This window comes from Microbacterium gawkjiense (genome assembly GCF_031932225.1).
Classification (GTDB): domain Bacteria; phylum Actinomycetota; class Actinomycetes; order Actinomycetales; family Microbacteriaceae; genus Microbacterium; species Microbacterium gawkjiense.
On record NZ_JAUZVV010000002.1, the window covers coordinates 772,274 to 788,827 of the forward strand.

Here is a 16,554-nt window from a genome sequence, read left to right on the forward strand (position 1 = left end):
GCCTACCGGCGCCCCGTCCCGCCCCTCAGCCGGCCGCGGCCCGAGCGGCAGCCGGCAGCGCCTCGACGATCCGGCCGATCGCGGCGTCGTCGTGCGCGGCCGTGACGAACCACGCCTCGAACGCCGACGGCGGCAGCGAGACACCGCCCTCGAGCATCGCGTGGAAGAAGCGACCGTAGGCGTCGGCATCCTGCGACGTCGCCGTCGCGTAGTCGGGCACGCCGTTCACGACGGACTCGCCGAAGAAGATGCTGAAGAGGGTGCCCGCCCACTGCACGACGTGGGGCACCCCGGCATCCGTCAGAGCAGCGGATGCCGCGTCCGCGACGGTGTGCGCGACGGCGTCGAGCGTGCGGTACACCGCGTCGTCGGCGTGCGTGAGGGTCGCGAGGCCCGCGGCGACGGCGACCGGGTTCCCCGACAGCGTGCCCGCCTGGTAGACGGGACCGGTGGGCGCGAGGAGGTCCATGATCTCGGCGCGACCGGCGACCGCGGCGACGGGGAGGCCGCCGCCGATGACCTTGCCGAAGGCGATGAGGTCGGGCACGACGTGCTCCCCCGCCGCCTCCAGCACGCCCGCGTACCCCGAGCGCGACGAGCGGAACCCGGTGAGCACCTCATCACTGATGAGGAGCGCGCCGTTCCGATGCGCGATCTCGGAGAGGAACGCCGTGAAGCCCGGCGCGGGCGGGACGACGCCCATGTTGGCGCCGGCGGCCTCGGTGATGATCGCGGCGATCCGGCCCTCGTGCGCGCGGAACACCTCTTCGACGGCGGCGCGGTCGTTGTAGCCGATGACGAGGGTCTGCGCGGCGATGGGCGCAGGCACGCCCGCGGACCCTGGCAGGGCGAGGGTCGCGAGGCCCGAGCCGGCCTGCGCGAGCAGGCCGTCGGAGTGCCCGTGGTAGTGCCCGGCGAACTTGATGAGCAGATCGCGCCCGGTGGCGGCGCGGGCGAGACGGATCGCCGTCATCGTCGCCTCGGTGCCGGTCGAGACGAGCCGGATCTTCTCGGCGGCGGGGACGCGCGAGCGGATCTCCTCGGCGAGCTCGGTCTCGGCCGCCGTCGGCGCTCCGAACGAGAGCCCGCGCTGGGCGGCCTGCACCACCGCCTCGATCACGGCAGGGTGCGAGTGACCCAGCAGGGCGGGCCCCCAGCTGGCGACGAGGTCGACGTAGTCGCGACCGTCGGCATCCGTCACGTAGGCGCCCTGCGCCGACACCATGAACCGGGGGGTCCCGCCGACCGACCCGTAGGCGCGGACCGGTGAGTCGACACCGCCGGGGATCACTCCGCGGGCGCGGTCGAACAGCTCCTGATTGCGGCTCATGCGAGTTCCTTCCCGGCGCGCAGCCAGTGCGCGACCTCGACGGCCCAGTAAGTGAGGATGACGTCGGCGCCGGCACGGCGGATGCCGACGAGGCTCTCGCCGATGGCGCGCTCGCGGTCGATGAGACCGGCAGCGGAGGCGTGCTCGATCATCGCGTACTCCCCCGACACCTGGTACGCCCAGACCGGCACGTTTGAGCGGTCCGAGACCCGGGCGAGCACGTCGAGGTAGGGCATGGCGGGCTTGACCATGACGACGTCGGCACCCTCGGCGATGTCGACGAGCGCCTCCTCGACACCTTCGCGCGCGTTCGCGGGGTCCATCTGGTAGGTCCGGCGGTCGCCCTGGAGGGTCGACTCGACGGCGTCGCGGAAGGGACCGTAGAACGCCGAGGCGTACTTCGCCGAGTAGGCGAGGATCGCGACGTGCGCGAAGCCCGCGGCATCCAGTCCTGCGCGGACCGCGGCCACCTGGCCGTCCATCATCCCCGACAGTCCCAGCACGTCGGCGCCGGCGCGCGCCTGCGCGACACCCATCTCGGCGTAGACCTCGAGGGTCGCGTCGTTGTCGACCGAGCCGTCGGCGGCCAGCAGGCCGCAGTGCCCGTGGTCGGTGAACTCGTCGAGGCAGAGGTCGGTCTGCACCGTGAGGCGTCCGGCGGCCGCGCGCGCGGCGACCGCGATCGCGCGGTTGAGGATCCCGCTCGGATCGGTGGCGCCGCTGCCGACCGCGTCGCGGACGGCGGGGACGCCGAAGAGCATGATCCCGCCGAGGCCTGCGGCCGCCGCCTCGTCGACGACGTCGGCGATCGCGTCGAGCGGATGCTGCGACACCCCCGGCATGCTCGCGATCGGCTGCGCCTCGGTGATGCCCTCCTTGACGAAGACCGGCAGCACGAGCTGCGAGGGCACGAGGTGGTGCTCGGCGGCGAGGCGGCGCAGCGCCGGCGTGCCGCGCAGACGGCGCAGGCGACGGGTGGGGAACGAGGTCATGAGGACTCCTTGACGGGGAGGTGGGCGTCGAGCTCGGAGATCAGCGCGTCGATGCTCTGGGTCTGTGCGGTGTGCCCGACCGTGAATCCGAGGACTGCGGCGTCGCGCGACGTCCCCGGTCCGATCGAGGCGACGAGGGTGGATGCCGGGAGCCGCCCGACCTGACGGCGCAGCTCCCTGCCGACGCTCAGCGAGGTGAGCAGCACGACGTCGATGCCGCCGGAGCGGAGCGCGTCCGCGACCTGCGGTTCGAGGTCGACGCCGACGGTCCGGTAGGCGATGCAGACGTCGACGGCGAAGCCGCGCACCTCGAGCTCGTCGCTGACGACGGCCTGGGCGAGGTCGCTGCGCACGACGAGCGAACGCCCGGTCGCGGCGGGATCCCGGCCGGCGCACCACTGGGCGGCGAGGGCCGCGGCCGAGGACGCCCCGGCGGGGACGAAGTCGACCTCCCACCCGGCCTCGGTCAGGGCGCGCGCGGTGGCCCTGCCGACGGCGGCGATCCGGGTGGTGTCGGGGATCCGCACCCCGTGCTGCCGCAGCTGCTCGACGCTCGCCGCGCTGGTGACGAACATCCAGGCGTACGCCCCCGCCGACAGCGCGGCGAAGGCGCGGTCGCGGGCGGCGGTGTCGCGTGGGGCGGCGGAGGAGATGAGCGGTGCGATGACGGCGTCCGCGCCGCGGGCGTGCAGGTCGGCCGCGACGCGGTCACCCCAGGCCCCGCCCCGGGGGACGAGGACGCGGGTACCGCGGAGTCCTCCCGAGGTCATCGGGAGGTCCCCGCGAGGTCGGCGAGGTCGGCGGCACCGCCCTCGAGGAGTTCGGCGACCACGTCCGCCGCGGCCGCGTCGACGTCGACGTGCGGGTCGAGCCGGCGCGAGGCGGCGACCGACCGCGAACCGTCCTCGGCGTAGACGTGCGCGACGAGCGTCACGACGTCGCCGTGATGCTCCGCGTCGATCGCGACGGGCGCGGCGCACCCCGCCTCGAGGCGGCGCAGCACGGCGCGCTCGAGGTGGGCGGCGAGGGCGGTGTCGGCGTGCTCGATGCGGCCGACGGCGTCCGCCACGACGGTGTCGCCGTCGCGGATCTCGACGGCGAGCGCCCCCTGGGCGGCCGAGGTCGGCCAGTCGAGCACCTGGGTGATGGCGCTGTCGCGACCGATGCGACGGAGCCCCGCCTCGGCGAGGACGATCGCGTCGTACTGCCCGTCGGCGACCTTGCGGAGCCGGCTGTCGACGTTGCCGCGGATGCCCTCGACGACGAGGTCGGGCCGGCGCGCCCGCACCTGGGCGACACGACGCGGCGAACCGGTGCCGACGCGCGCGCCGGCCGGGAGCTCATCGAGGGCGAGGCCGTCGCGCGAGTGGAGGATGTCGCGCTGGGATGCCCGCACGGGGACGGCGCCCACGACGATGCCGGGGTACGGCGCGGTCGGCAGGTCCTTCATCGAGTGCACGAGGAAGTCGCACTCGTCCCGCAGGAGCGCGTCCCGCAGCGCCGTCGCGAACACGCCGGTGCCGCCCATCTGGGCGAGCGGCCCGGTGAGGACGTCGCCCTCACTGGTGATGGGGACGAGTTCGACGTCCCGCCCGGATGCCGCGGCCACCGCGTCCGCCACATGCTGCGACTGGGTCGTCGCCAGCAGGCTCGCGCGGGTGCCGAGGCGCAGGGGGGCGCTCACGGCGCCACACCCGACAGTGCGGGCTGGAAGCCGAGTCGCTTGTTCTCGCAGCATCCCGGACGGCACACGTCGTACCAGGGACCGAGGTCGGTGACGGCGGGGCGCTCCGCGGCGGGGGTGCCCTTCAGGCGCTCCTCGACGAGGTCGACGAGACCCGCGACGTAGTCGGGGTGGGTGCTGGGGGTCGCGGTGCGGACCGCGACGAGTCCGAGCTCTTCCGCCGTCTCCATCGCCTCGGTGTCGAGGTCCCACATGACCTCCATGTGGTCGCTCACGAACCCGAGCGGCACGATGAGCACGGCCTTGCGGCCACGGCCCGGCAACTCCTGCATCGCGTCGTTGATGTCGGGCTCGAGCCACGGCACCTGCGGCGGGCCGGACCGGCTCTGAAAGACGAGCTGCCACGCGCCCGGGAACCCGAGCCGCGAGATGATCTCCTCACCGACCGCGAGGTGCTGGGCGACGTACGCGCCGCCGGGGCCGAAGCCGCGCTCGGGCGGGCCGGAACGGTCGGCGTCGGAGGTCGGAATCGAGTGCGTCGAGAACAGGATCTCGACGTCGTTCGCGAGGTCGGTGATCCCGCGCTCGGCGAGTTCGGCGATCCCCGCACGGATGCCGTCGACGAACGGCGCGACGAACCCGGGGTGGTCGAAGAACTGGCGCACCTTGTCGATCTGCACGTCCGTCTGGTGGCCGGTGGCCTCGACGGCGTCCGCGAGATCCTCGCGGTACTGGCGGCACGACGAGTACGAGCTGTACGCGCTCGTGGCGATCGCCAGGAGCTTCCGCCGGCCGTCCGCGACGGCCGCGTCGATCGCGTCGGTGACGTACGGCATCCAGTTTCGGTTGCCCCAGTAGACCGGCAGGTCGAGTCCCCGTGCAGAGAGCTCGGCGTCGAGGGCGGCCTTCAGCTCGCGGTTGTGCTCGTTGATGGGCGACACCCCGCCGAAGTGGCGGTAGTGGTGCGCGACCTCCTCGAGGCGTTCGTCGGGGATGCCGCGACCCGCCGTGACGTTCCGCAGGAACGGGATCACGTCGTCCTGGCCTTCGGGACCGCCGAAACCGAGGAGGAGGATGCCGTCGTAGGCGACGGGGACGGTGGCGTGGGGCTCACCGGCGCACGTGCCCTCCGTCGCGTTCGGGATGACGCAGCCGTCGGCGACGACCACTCCCGATGCGCGGGGCGGCTTGGGACGGAACTCCGCGCCCGGGGACCCGATGTTCTGCGCGCTCATGAGAGCACCTCCGCCAGTTCGTCGATCTCCACGCGCCGCCCGGTGTAGAACGGCACCTCCTCCCGTACGTGACGCCGTGCGTCGGTCGCCCGCAGCTCGCGCATCATGTCGACGAGGCTGATCGGGTCGTCACTCTCGAGCGGCAGCAGCCATTCGTAGTCGCTCAGGCCGAACGTCGACACGGTGTTCGCCACGACGTCGCGGAAGGCGGCGCCCTTGCGGCCGTGCTCGGCGAGCATGCGCGAGCGCTCGTCCTCGGGCAGCAGGTACCACTCGTAGCTGCGGACGAACGGGTACACGCAGAGCCAGCCGCGGGGGTGCTCGCCGCGCAGGTAGCCGGGGACGTGCCGCTTGTTGAACTCCGCCTCGCGGTGCACGCCCATCGCGCTCCACACGTTCGTGAAGGCCGCGAGCACGGGGGTGCGGCGGAGCTCGCGGAGGGCTTTCTGGAGGGCGGCCGGGTCCTCGCCGTGCAGCCACACCATGAGGTCGGCCTCGGCCCGCATCCCGGTGACGTCGTAGAACCCGCGGAGGGTCACCTCGGCGGCGGGCAACGCGTCGACGACCGCTCGCAGCGTGTCGATGCCCGCCGTGGAGGCGGCGGCGCGCGGACGGGGGCCGGCGAGGATCGCGAAGAGCGTGTAGCCGAGGCCGGGGGCTGACACATCGTCAGCGGACATGACGTACTCCTTCGGAGGGGGTGGGGTGGGACAGCAGTTCCGCCGCGAGGGCGCGAGCGTGAGGGATGACCGAGGCGAGGCCGGTGCCGGCGGCGACCGCCCCGATCAGACGGATGCCGCGCGAGGCGGCGGCGGTGCGGACGGCGGCCTGCACCTCCGGCGTCACGACCGCATCCGACCAGGAGACCGGCACGACCTCCCGCACGTCAGCGGGGTTGACAGCGACGCCCGTGAGGGTGCGGACGGCCGCCGCGACCTCGGCGGGGGTGTCGAGCCCGCCGGCGCCGGCATCCCGAGCGGACAGCCGGACGACGTGGACGCCCGCGGGCACGGCGGCCGCGGCCCACTCCCACTTCGCGTCGACGTGGGTGAGGGCCTTCGCGGCCGAGGGCACGTCGGGCGCGGCGATGACACCGGACCCGACCGGGTGACGATCGAGCGCAGCCGCCGCGACGGCGGCGACGACCAGGCGGACGGGAGCGGCCTCGGGCGCCGTGACGCCGAGCAGGCCCGCGGCGGACACGGGGCCGGTCGCGAGGACCACCTCGCCCGCCGTCAGCGTCTCGCCGTCGAGGACGACCTCGGCGCCCGCCGACGTCGGCCGGATCCCGCGGACGGACGCACCGGTGCGGATGACGGCGCCCGCGCGGAGGGCCGCGATCTCGAGCTCGGCGGCGAGGCGCCACAGGCCCCCTTCGACGCCGCGCACAGCGGAGCCCGCACGGGCCTGCGGCGCGAGGGTGTCGACGGCGGCGGTCAGCGACCCGAGCTCGCGGAATCGCTGCCAGAGGGCCGGGTTCAGGGCCGAGAGGGTGACCGCTCCCGCGCTCTGCGAGTAGACGCTCGCGCAGAGGGGTTCGACCAGACGGGCGGTGACGGCCGGTCCGAACCGGGCCGTCGCGAGCTCGGCCAGCGTCGGCTCGGGCTCCTCGAACATCCGCGGGTCGAGCGGGAGGTCGCGCTCCTGCGCCGCACGACGGGCACCGGCGCGACCGAGGACGCGGGTGACATCGGCCGCCGTGGGGTCCGCCGGCATCCCGATCACCGCCCGTCGGGGCAACGGTGCGCGTCCGACGCGCCCCATCCCCCGGCGGAACGCGACGTGCGCCCCGGCGGGCCGGGGCGGGGCGAACTGCACGGCCAGTCGGGCGTCGGCCGCGAGGTCGGCGACGCCGGTCGTGCGGGTCGCGAAGGACTCCGCGCCGAGGTCGAGCTCGACTCCTGCGACGACGCCGCGGCGCAGCATCCCGCCGACGGCGTCGCCGGCTTCGAGCACGACGACGTCGCGACCGGCGCGGGCGAGCTCCCACGCCGTGGTCAGCGCGGCGACACCGCCGCCGACGATGACGACGTCGTGACGGCGGGGGGCTCCGGTCACGGCGCCCGCCAGTCGTGGACCGTCCGGACCACCGCCGAAATGGCGTCGGGGTCGGCCTCCATCGGCACGCCGTGCCCGAGGTTGAACACGTGTGCGCGCGCGGCGAGACCGGCCTCGAGCACGCGGTGCACACCCGCCGTCCGCACCGGCTCGGGCGCGAACAGCAGTGCGGGGTCGAGATTGCCCTGGATCGTCAGGTCGCGGCCGATGCGGCGACGCGCCTCGTCGAGCGGGACCCGGTAGTCGACGCCGAGCGCATCGATGTCGGGGGTCGCCATGTCGGCGAGGATCTCGCCCGTACCGACCCCGAAGTGCACGAGCGGCAGCCGGTCGACGCCCTCGGGCAGCGGCAGCGCCCGGGCGTGCGAGAGCGCGGCGACGGATGCCGGGAGCACCGACGCGCGGTAGTCGTCGGGGTTCAGCCCGCCCGCCCATGAGTCGAACAGCTGCCCTGCGCTCGCCCCCGCCTCGATCTGGAGGGCGAGGAAGCGGCCGGTGACCTCGGCGAGCCACATCGTCAAGTCCTGCCATGCGGCCGGGTCGTCGTGGATGAGGCGTCGGGCGGCGAGGTGGTCCTTCGACGGGCCGCCCTCGACGAGGTAGGCCGCCAGGGTGAACGGCGCGCCGGCGAACCCGATGAGCGGCAGCGGCTCGCCGCGCTCCTCGGACAGGTCGGCGAGCATCGCGGTCGTGCGGCCCACGGCATCCGCGATGACCTCCCCGCGCTCGGTGACGAGGGCGGGGTCGATCGCGACGGTGCGCGCGATGTCGGCGGGCGTCCGCAGCGGCTGGGAGAAGACCGGACCGCGACCGGCGACGATCTCGACGTCGACGCCGATGAGGGCGAGCGGCACGATGATGTCGCTGAAGAAGATCGCCGCGTCCACGCCGTGACGGCGCACCGGCTGCATCGTGATCTCGCTCGCGAGCGCCGGGTCGAGGCACGCGTCGATCATCGAGCCCTGCGAGCGGAGCGCGCGGTATTCGGGGAGGGATCGCCCCGCCTGCCGCATGAACCAGACGGGGGTCGTCTGCGGACGATCGCCCAGCAGCGCGCGGACGAGACGGGACTCGCGGGTGCGCGCGGCGATGAGGGGGTGGCTGAGGCCGGGAATGATGGACTCCTCGAATCGGTTAATCGATATACTAATCGTGATCCAAGGGGGTTCTCCGCACCGTGCTCGTCTGCCTGACCGCGCATCAGCGCTCCACGCCGTTCGATTCCCTCGAGCGGCTCTCGACGGTCGGAGACGACCTCGCCGAGCGCCTGTCCGCGGTCCACGAGTCGGTCCGCGGGGCGGTCGTGCTCGCGACCTGCAACCGGTTCGAGGCGTACTTCGACCTCGCCGAGGAACCCGACCTCGCCTCCCCCGTCCCCGCGATGGATGCCGCGATGGAGGCGATCGCCGGCGCCGCCGACATGGATTACCGGTCCCTCCGCGAGAACGTCGACTTCGCCCACGGCAACCAGGTCGCCCACCACCTCTTCACGGTCGCGTCGGGACTCGACTCCGTCGCCGTCGGCGAGGACGAGATCGCCGGGCAGGTGCGACGCGCCCTCGAGGCCGCGCGCGGCCGCGGCCTGACGACCGCGCCGCTCGAGCACCTCTTCCAGCGCGCCACCGAGACCTCCCGCGCCGTCAAGAACACGACGCGGCTCGGTGAGTCCGGGCGTTCGCTCGTCCGTCTCGCCGTCGACCTCGTGAGCCCCCGCGTCGACTGGGCGACCGCCCGCGTCCTCCTCGTGGGCACGGGACGCTACGCCGCGGCGGCCCTCGCCGCCCTGCGAGCGGTCGGGGCCACCGACATCCGCGTGCACTCGCGGTCGGGGCGCCAGAAGTTCGCCAACCGCGAGCACCTCGTCCACGTCGGCGTCGACGATTACGCCGCCGAGGCCGCAGCCGCCGACATCGTCGTGACCTGCACGGCGACGACCGACACCTTCGCCCTCGACGCCTTCTCGCACGCGACCGCCCGCGCCGGGAGCACCCGCGCGCAGGTGATCATCGACCTGGGCCTGCCCCGCAACGTCGACCCCGAGGTGGCGCTGCTGCCCGGCGTCGAACTCCTCGACCTCGAGACCATCCGACTGCACGCCCCCGTCGACGAGGCCGAGACCGTCGGCCAGGCGCGCGAGATCGTCCAGGCCGCCGCCAAGCGGCACGCCGCCGCCCGGCGCGTGCACGAGGTGTCCCAGTCGGTCGTCGACCTCCGCCGGTTCGTGCACGGCGTGCTGGACGAGGAACTCACCCGCGCACGACGGCGCGGCGACTCGGCCGAGGTCGAGACGGCGCTCCGCCACTTCTCGGGCGTGCTGCTGCACCAGCTCATCGCCCGAGGCCACACGCTCGCCTCCTCGGGCGCCGGTCCCGAGTGGGCCGAGGCGGTGCGCACCGTGCTGCCCGGGCCGCGCGAGGGCGCCTCACCGGACGAGGGCGAGCAGCCGTGAGCGCGAGCGTCACGCTGAAGGACATCGCGCGCGCCGCAGGCGTGTCGACGGCGGCCATCAGCCAGGCGCTCAACGATCGCGGCAGCATGCGCCCCGAGACGCGGGAACGCATCAAGGCCATCGCCGCCGAACTCGGCTACGTCCCCAACCGCCACGCTGCGGCGCTGCGCAGCGGCCGGACGATGACGGTCGGATTCGTCATGGGCGACGACCCCGACGACGACCGGCGCGGCGAGCTCCAGCGCGCGCGCAAGCTGACCTCGCTCGTCCGGGCCTCCGCGGCCCACGGGTTCACCGTGACCGTCCTCCCCGACTCGACCCCCGACCTCATCGCCGGCACGACGCTCGACGCGCTTTATGTGCCCGATGCGCGCGGCAACCGGGAACTCCTGCTCGCGGCCATCGCCCGCGGCATCCCGATCGTCGCGGACGACCAGTTCGTCGACGGATCGCGCGGACTCAGCATCCGCACCGGGTACGACGCGGCCGTCCGGGCGGGACTCGACGAGCTCGAACGCGCCGGCGCCCGCCGCATCGCCTTCCTCACCGAGGACGGCGGCGCCCCCCGCGACGAGATCGGACGCGCCGCGTACGAGATCTGGAGTTCGGTCCGCGGCCGCGAGCCGCTGGTGCGCGCCGTCGACGCCTCGCGGCGCACGCTGCCGCGCCTCATCACCGACGTCCTCGCCGCCGGTGCGGACGCGATCTTCGCCGGTGCCGAGGACGGGCCCGACGTCTACCTGCAGCTCGAGGAGATGCGCCTCGTCATCCCCCGCGACGTCCAGCTCGTCGCGCTCTGCTCCACCGACTGCGCCGTCAACCGCCGCCTCGGCGTGACGCACGTCTGCATCCGTCCCGACCTCGCGGCCCAGGCGATGTTCGACACGCTCCCCGGCGCTCTGCTCGACGACGGCCCCCGGGTGGTCGATCTGCCGTGGGAACTCGTGCCGGGATCGACGACCCGTCCGCCGATGGCCGTCGCGCTGCCTCAGTCGGTGAAGGCGCCGTAGACCTCGAGCGTGTTCTGCGCGAGCTGTGCGCACAGCTCCTCGAGGGGGACGCCGAGCTCGGCGGCCAGGAACCGCACCGTCACCGGCACGAGGTACGGGGCGTTGGGGCGGCCGCGGTGCGGTGTCGGGGTGAGGAAGGGCGCATCCGTCTCGACGAGGATCCGCTCGCGCGGGGTCACGGCGACGGCGTCCCGCAGGTTCTGCGCGTTCTTGAACGTGACGTTCCCGGCGAAGCTCAGCCAGTAGCCGCGGTCGGCGCAGTACCGCGCCATGTCGGCATCGCCCGAGAAGCAGTGGAAGACGGTGCGCCCCGGTGCGCCGACCCGCTCGAGGGTCTCGAGGACGGCCTCGTGCGCGTCGCGATCGTGGATCTGCATCGCGATCCCGTGCCGCTTCGCGATGTCGATGTGCGCCTCGAAGCTCGCGACCTGGGCGGGGATCCCGTCCTCGTCGGTCCGGAAGAAGTCGAGCCCCGTCTCGCCCACCGCACGCACGCGCGGCTGCGCGGCGAGCTCGTCGATGACGGCGATCGCCTCGTCCAGCCGCCCGGCGGCCGCGTACGCCGGCGCCTCGTTCGGGTGGATCGCGACGGCGGCCAGCACCGCGGGGTGGGATGCCGCGGCCCACGCCGACCAGCGCGAGGACTCGATGTCGCCCCCCGCCTGCACGACGCCCACGACGCCGACCTCCGCGGCGCGGGCGAGCTGCTCGTGCAGGCCGCGCGGCTCGTCGCCGTCCTCGATCTCGAGGTGCGCGTGGTTGTCGTAGACGGCGACCGGGAGCGGCTCCGGCGCATCCGGCCATCGGACGTCGCGCGCGGACTGCTCGCGCTGGCGGACGTAGGTGCTCGGGTCGTCCGTCATGCGCTCTGCTCGACGCGCGGGAACAGCGGCGCGAGCGTGCCGACGCGGGTACCCGCCGGCAGCTGGCCCCACGTGCCCGCCTCACGCAGCGGCTGCGCCGTCAGCTCGCCCGGAGCGCCGAGCGCGCCCCAGAGGGTCGCCGTCGACTGCGGCATGACCGGCGAGAGCAGCACGGCGAGCGCGCGCAGTCCCTCGGCGGCCGTGTAGAGCACCGTCGAAAGGCGCTCGCGGTTCGCGTCGTCCTTCGCGAGCGCCCAGGGCTCGTTCTCGGTGATGTAGCCGTTGAGCTCGTCGACGATCGTCCAGATGGCCGAGATCGCCTCGTCGGGGCGGAAGGCGGTCATCGCGGCATCGGCGGCGGTCGCGGCATCCGCCACCGTCCGCTGCACCCGGAGGTCCAGCTCGGTCGGCTCACCCGGAGTGGGCACGACACCGTCGAAGTAGCGCCCGATCATCGCGATCGTGCGCGAGGCGAGGTTGCCGAAACCGTTGGCGAGCTCGGCCTGGTAGCGCGCCGACAGGTCCTCCCACGAGAACGAGCCGTCCTGTCCGAACGCGATCGCGGAGAGGAAGTAGAACCGGTAGGCGTCGGAACCGAAGACGTCGGTGATCTCGGTCGGTGCGATGCCGGTGAGCTTCGACTTCGACATCTTCTCGCCGCCGACGAGCAGCCAGCCGTGCGCGAAGATCCCCTTCGGCACCTCGAGACCGGCGGCCATCAGCATGGCGGGCCAGATGACGGCGTGGAAGCGGAGGATGTCCTTGCCGACTACGTGGTAGGCCGGCCACCGCCGCTCGAACTCCGCCGGGTCGTCGCCGTAGCCGACGGCCGTCGCGTAGTTCAGGAGCGCGTCGACCCACACGTAGATGACGTGCGACTCGTCCCACGGCACCCGGATGCCCCAGTCGAACGCGGACCGCGAGATGGAGAGGTCCTTCAGCCCCGACCGCACGAACGAGACGACCTCGTTGCGGGCGGAATCGGGACGCACGAAGTCGGGCTGGCTCCGGTACAGCTCGAGCAGCCGGTCCTGGAACTCGCTGAGCTTGAAGAAGTAGTTCTTCTCCTGCAGCAGCTCCAACGGCTTGGAGTGGATGGCGCACACCTTGAGGCCCTCGAAGGGACCCGTGCCGTCGACGATCTCGGCCTCGGGCTTGAACTCCTCGCAGCCGACGCAGTACAGCGCCTCGTACTCGCCCGCGTAGATGTAGCCGCTGTCGTAGAGGGCCTGCACGAATTTCTTGACGCGCTCCTCGTGGCGCGGCTGCGTCGTGCGGATGAAGTCGTCGTTGGCGACGTCGAGGGTCTTCAGCAGCGGGAACCACGACTCCTCGACGAGCTTGTCGACCCACTCCTGGGGGGTCACCCCGTTGGCCGTCGCGGCGCGGAGCATCTTCTGCCCGTGCTCGTCGGTGCCCGTCAGCATCCAGGTGTCATCGCCTGCCTGCCGGTGCCAGCGCGCGAGGGTGTCCACCGCCACCGACGTGTACCCGTGCCCGATGTGGGGCAGATCGCTCGGGTAGTAGATGGGGGTGGTGATGTAGAAGGAGCCGCCGGAAGTCACCTGGAGATTCTACGGGCGACATGGCGGGCCTCCGCCGATCATGACGGGCGCTCAGGCGCTGGCGCGGGGCACGAGGGTCGTCGGGAGGACGATCGACTCCCCCGCGCCGCCGTCGATGACCTCGAGCAGCACCTCGACCATCCGGCGCGAGATCTCCGTCCACGGCTGGCGCATCGTCGTGAGGGGCGGATCGGTGGTCGCCGCGAGCCCCGAGTCGTCGAAGCCCGCGACCGCGACGTCGTCGGGGACACGCCGGCCCGCCTTGCGCAAGGCGGCGATCGCGCCGACGGCCATGACGTCGGATGCCGCGAAGACCGCATCGATGTCGGGGGCGCGCTGGAGCAGACGCGTCATGGCGGCCTCCCCGGCGTCGCTGGAGTACACGTCCTGCTCGACGAGCGCGGAGTCGAACCGCTCCCCCATCTCGTCGCGGAACCCGACGAGGCGGTAGCGTCCGCCGGGGGTGTCGTCGGGGCCGGTGATGATCGCGATCCGCTCGTACCCGCGGTTGAGCAGGTGCCGGGTCATCGCCCGCGCGGAGGCCTCCTCGTCGACCGAGACGGTCGGGACGTGCGCACGGTCGCCGAGGGGCACGCCGGAGCAGACGGTGGGCACGCCCGCGCTCGTGAGGGCGGCCAGCAGCGGGTTGGACTCGTGCGAGGAGATGAGCAGGACGCCGTCGACGTGACCGGCGCGGACGTAGCGCTCGATGTTCGCGTACTGCGAGGGGTGCTCGGCGATGAGGAGCACGAGCGTCATGTCGCGGGCGGCGAGCGCCTCGGTCGCTCCGCGCAGCAGCAGGGCGAAGGTGGGGTCGGCGAACAGGAGGTGCTGAGGCTCGGTCAGGAGGAACGCGACGGAGTTCGCCCGGCCCGTCGCGAGCGCGCGGGCGGCGTGACTGACGGTGTAGCCCGTCGCCTGGATCGCCGCCTCGACCGCGATGCGCGAGGCCTCCGAGACCCACCGGCCGCCGTTGATGACCCGGGAGACGGTGCCGTGCGAGACACCGGCGACCTCGGCGACGTCGCGGATGGTGGGACGTCTGCGCTCGGAGGGGAGGACCACGCGCCGACTCTATACCCGGTGAGGCGCCCGCTCCGTCGCGACCTGGGACCGGTCACAGTTCGGTAACGGGGCCGGGGTCGCGCGCGACGGCCGCATAGACTCCGAACGAACCTGTTACCGGTCCCAGCCCCGATCCCCGGAGGCCGCGCCGTGACACGCCCGATCGATGAGGATGGCACCCGAGCATGACGAGCCCCGCCTGGCCGCGACTGGAGGGCATCGCCTACGGCGGTGACTACAACCCGGAGCAGTGGCCGCGCGAGGTCTGGGACGAGGACATGCGCCTCATGCGCGAGGCGGGCGTGAACCTCGTCAGCATCGGGATCTTCTCGTGGGGGCTCCTCGAGATCCGCGAGGGCGAGTTCGACTTCGGGTGGCTCGACGACGTCATCGCCCTGCTCCACGCGAACGGCATCGCCGTCGACCTCGGCACCCCCACCGCCTCTCCCCCGGCCTGGTTCTTCGCGCAGTACCCGGACGCCCGCGCCGTCACGAAGGACGGCGTCCCGCTCGGCTTCGGGGCCCGCGGCATGGTCTCGCACTCCGCTGCCGAGTACCGCGCCGCGATCGCGCGCATCGCCGGCGCCCTCGCCGAACGGTACGGCGACCACCCCGCCGTCGTCCTGTGGCACATCCACAACGAGTACGGCGTGCCTGTGGGCGAGGACTTCTCCCCGCACGCCGTCCGCACCTGGCGGCGGTGGCTGCAGGAGAAGTACGGCACGATCGCCGGGCTCAACGCCGCCTGGGGCACCGCCTTCTGGGGTCAGCACTACGAGGAGTGGGACCACGTCGGCGCCCCCGCCACCGCACCCTCGACGATCAACCCGGCGCAGAAGCTCGACTGGGCCCGCTACACCGACGCGATGCTGCGCGAGTGCTTCCGCATCGAGAAGGACGCGATCCGCCGGCACGCGGCGCAGCCCATCACGACGAACTTCATGGCCAACCAGCACCACGGCGTCGACCTCTGGGCCTGGGCCGACGAGGTCGACATCGTCTCGGACGATCACTACCTGTGGGCCGCCGATGAGGAGGGCGAGATCGGACTCGCGATCGCCGCGGACCTCTCCCGCTCGGTCGGGGGCGGGAAGCCCTGGATCCTCATGGAGCACTCGACGTCGGCCGTCAACTGGCAGCCGCGGAACGTCGCGAAGCGTCCCGGCGAGATGGCCCGCAACTCGCTGAGCCACTTCGGCCGGGGGGCCGACGGCATCCTCTTCTTCCAATGGCGCGCGGGACGTTCGGGCGCCGAGAAGTTCCACTCCGCGATGCTCCCCCACGCCGGCGTCGAGTCCCGCGTCTTCCGCGAGGTCGTCGACCTCGGCGCGAAGCTGGGGCGTCTCGCCGAGGTGCAGGGGTCGCGGGTCGAGGCCGACGTCGCGGTCCTCTGGGACTTCGAGTCGTTCTGGGCGCAGGACCTCGAGTGGCGCCCGTCCGAGGACGTCAGCCACGACGAACGCATCCGTGCCTTCTACGAGCGGCTGTGGCGCGACGACCTCACGGTCGATTTCGCCCTCCCCGGTCACGACCTCTCGCGCTACCGCCTGGTCGTCGTGCCCTCGCAGTACCTGTTGACCGCCGCGGATGCCGCGAACCTCACCGCCTACGTCGCGCAGGGCGGCACGCTCGTCGTCTCGTTCTTCTCGGCCGTCGTCGACGAGAACGACGCCGTCCACCCGGGCGGGTACGGCGCGGTGCTGCAGGACGCCCTCGGCGTCCGCGTCGAGGAGCACCTGCCGCTGCGCCACGGCGATGTCGCCGGCATCCGCTTCGGGGACGAGCACTTCACGGCCGACGTCTGGCAGGAGGACCTCGTCGTCACCACAGCCGAGGTCCGCGCCGTCTACACCGACGGACCCGCCGAGGGACGCCCGGCGGTCACCCGCCACGGGCACGGCGAGGGCGTGGGCTGGTACATCAGCACACGACCGGATGCCGAGGGCCTCCTCGCCATCATGCGCGAGGTCTACGCCGACGCCGGCATCGCGGTCCCCGGCACGCCCGACGGCGTCGAGACGATCCTCCGCCGCGGCGACGCAGCGGACTACCTCGTCGCCATCAACCACGGCACCGACGAGGTGTCGCTCACGACCTCCGGAACCGACCTGCTCACGCAGGCCGAGATCCGGGACACGCTGGTGCTCCCCGGGGGCGACGTCGCCGTCGTCCGTGTGGCGCACACAGCTCCCCGGGGCGATCGATGACCGATCGTCCCGCGACGGGACACCGTCGAACGCACTGAGAGAAAACCCGTCGCGGCCACCCGGCTGCGGCGATCACACACCGGTCGTGACGGCGCG

At 73.0% G+C, this 16,554-nt stretch carries 14 protein-coding genes; 3 read left to right on the forward strand and 11 right to left on the reverse strand.

Annotation, left to right across the window (positions count from 1 at the left end; all coding sequences use genetic code 11):
- Window positions 1-25: 25 nt before the first annotated feature.
- Genes hemL through hemE form a run of 8 tightly spaced genes read right to left on the reverse strand, consistent with a single transcriptional unit; the run spans window position 26 to window position 8,417 of the window.
- On the reverse strand, window positions 26-1,330 hold the full coding sequence (gene hemL, locus Q9S71_RS11930) for a glutamate-1-semialdehyde 2,1-aminomutase (RefSeq protein WP_311862528.1): 1,305 nt from the start codon (window positions 1,328-1,330) through the stop codon (window positions 26-28).
- Window positions 1,327-2,322: a porphobilinogen synthase gene (gene hemB / locus Q9S71_RS11935; RefSeq protein WP_311862529.1), complete on the reverse strand. Its 996-nt coding sequence runs from the start codon at window positions 2,320-2,322 to the stop codon at window positions 1,327-1,329. The genes hemL and hemB overlap by 4 nt, the downstream gene beginning before the upstream one ends.
- On the reverse strand, window positions 2,319-3,092 hold the full coding sequence (locus tag Q9S71_RS11940) for a uroporphyrinogen-III synthase (protein WP_311862530.1): 774 nt from the start codon (window positions 3,090-3,092) through the stop codon (window positions 2,319-2,321). The genes hemB and Q9S71_RS11940 overlap by 4 nt, the downstream gene beginning before the upstream one ends.
- Window positions 3,089-4,006: a hydroxymethylbilane synthase gene (hemC, locus tag Q9S71_RS11945; protein WP_311862532.1), complete on the reverse strand. Its 918-nt coding sequence runs from the start codon at window positions 4,004-4,006 to the stop codon at window positions 3,089-3,091. Before hemC ends, Q9S71_RS11940 begins: the two co-directional genes overlap by 4 nt.
- Complete coding sequence (locus tag Q9S71_RS11950; protein WP_311862533.1) at window positions 4,003-5,241, reverse strand: ferrochelatase; 1,239 nt, start codon at window positions 5,239-5,241, stop codon at window positions 4,003-4,005. Before Q9S71_RS11950 ends, hemC begins: the two co-directional genes overlap by 4 nt.
- The gene (hemQ, locus tag Q9S71_RS11955) at window positions 5,238-5,921 is read right to left on the reverse strand and encodes a hydrogen peroxide-dependent heme synthase (protein WP_311862534.1); all 684 of its coding nucleotides are present in this window, start codon (window positions 5,919-5,921) and stop codon (window positions 5,238-5,240) included. Before hemQ ends, Q9S71_RS11950 begins: the two co-directional genes overlap by 4 nt.
- Window positions 5,911-7,299, reverse strand: a complete 1,389-nt coding sequence (locus tag Q9S71_RS11960; RefSeq protein ID WP_311862535.1) for a protoporphyrinogen/coproporphyrinogen oxidase — start codon at window positions 7,297-7,299, stop codon at window positions 5,911-5,913. Before Q9S71_RS11960 ends, hemQ begins: the two co-directional genes overlap by 11 nt.
- Window positions 7,296-8,417: a uroporphyrinogen decarboxylase gene (hemE, locus tag Q9S71_RS11965; protein WP_422880366.1), complete on the reverse strand. Its 1,122-nt coding sequence runs from the start codon at window positions 8,415-8,417 to the stop codon at window positions 7,296-7,298. Before hemE ends, Q9S71_RS11960 begins: the two co-directional genes overlap by 4 nt.
- A gap of 59 nt (window positions 8,418-8,476) precedes the next feature.
- On the opposite strand from hemE, the gene Q9S71_RS11970 reads away from it, so the two are divergent.
- A complete protein-coding gene (locus Q9S71_RS11970; protein WP_311862537.1) occupies window positions 8,477-9,748 on the forward strand; it encodes a glutamyl-tRNA reductase in 1,272 nt (423 codons plus the stop codon).
- On the forward strand, window positions 9,745-10,758 hold the full coding sequence (locus Q9S71_RS11975; RefSeq protein WP_311862538.1) for a LacI family DNA-binding transcriptional regulator: 1,014 nt from the start codon (window positions 9,745-9,747) through the stop codon (window positions 10,756-10,758). Before Q9S71_RS11970 ends, Q9S71_RS11975 begins: the two co-directional genes overlap by 4 nt.
- Here the strand turns inward: Q9S71_RS11975 and Q9S71_RS11980 are convergent.
- The 3 genes from Q9S71_RS11980 to Q9S71_RS11990 are packed head-to-tail and all read right to left on the reverse strand — an operon-like array spanning window position 10,737 to window position 14,251.
- Window positions 10,737-11,621 (reverse strand): TatD family hydrolase, encoded by an 885-nt coding sequence (locus Q9S71_RS11980; protein WP_311862539.1) that lies wholly within the window; start codon window positions 11,619-11,621, stop codon window positions 10,737-10,739. The two genes, Q9S71_RS11975 and Q9S71_RS11980, sit on opposite strands and share 22 nt — an antisense overlap.
- The gene (metG, locus tag Q9S71_RS11985; protein ID WP_311862541.1) at window positions 11,618-13,186 is read right to left on the reverse strand and encodes a methionine--tRNA ligase; all 1,569 of its coding nucleotides are present in this window, start codon (window positions 13,184-13,186) and stop codon (window positions 11,618-11,620) included. Before metG ends, Q9S71_RS11980 begins: the two co-directional genes overlap by 4 nt.
- A 51-nt stretch (window positions 13,187-13,237) precedes the next feature.
- Complete coding sequence (locus Q9S71_RS11990) at window positions 13,238-14,251, reverse strand: LacI family DNA-binding transcriptional regulator (protein ID WP_311862543.1); 1,014 nt, start codon at window positions 14,249-14,251, stop codon at window positions 13,238-13,240.
- Window positions 14,252-14,436: 185 nt separating this feature from the next.
- On the opposite strand from Q9S71_RS11990, the gene Q9S71_RS11995 reads away from it, so the two are divergent.
- A complete protein-coding gene (locus Q9S71_RS11995; RefSeq protein WP_311862545.1) occupies window positions 14,437-16,458 on the forward strand; it encodes a beta-galactosidase in 2,022 nt (673 codons plus the stop codon).
- Window positions 16,459-16,554 lie beyond the last annotated feature (96 nt).

What these genes read in the sequence shown, in the direction of transcription:
- hemL (WP_311862528.1), bottom strand. Translation starts at nt 1,330, where the DNA reads ATGAGCCGCAATCAGGAGCTGTTCGACCGCGCCCGCGGAGTGATCCCC.
- hemB (WP_311862529.1), bottom strand. Translation starts at nt 2,322, where the DNA reads ATGACCTCGTTCCCCACCCGTCGCCTGCGCCGTCTGCGCGGCACGCCG.
- Q9S71_RS11940 (WP_311862530.1), bottom strand. Translation starts at nt 3,092, where the DNA reads ATGACCTCGGGAGGACTCCGCGGTACCCGCGTCCTCGTCCCCCGGGGC.
- Q9S71_RS11950 (WP_311862533.1), bottom strand. Translation starts at nt 5,241, where the DNA reads ATGAGCGCGCAGAACATCGGGTCCCCGGGCGCGGAGTTCCGTCCCAAG.
- hemQ (WP_311862534.1), bottom strand. Translation starts at nt 5,921, where the DNA reads ATGTCCGCTGACGATGTGTCAGCCCCCGGCCTCGGCTACACGCTCTTC.
- Q9S71_RS11980 (WP_311862539.1), bottom strand. Translation starts at nt 11,621, where the DNA reads ATGACGGACGACCCGAGCACCTACGTCCGCCAGCGCGAGCAGTCCGCG.
- Q9S71_RS11995 (WP_311862545.1), top strand. Translation starts at nt 14,437, where the DNA reads ATGACGAGCCCCGCCTGGCCGCGACTGGAGGGCATCGCCTACGGCGGT.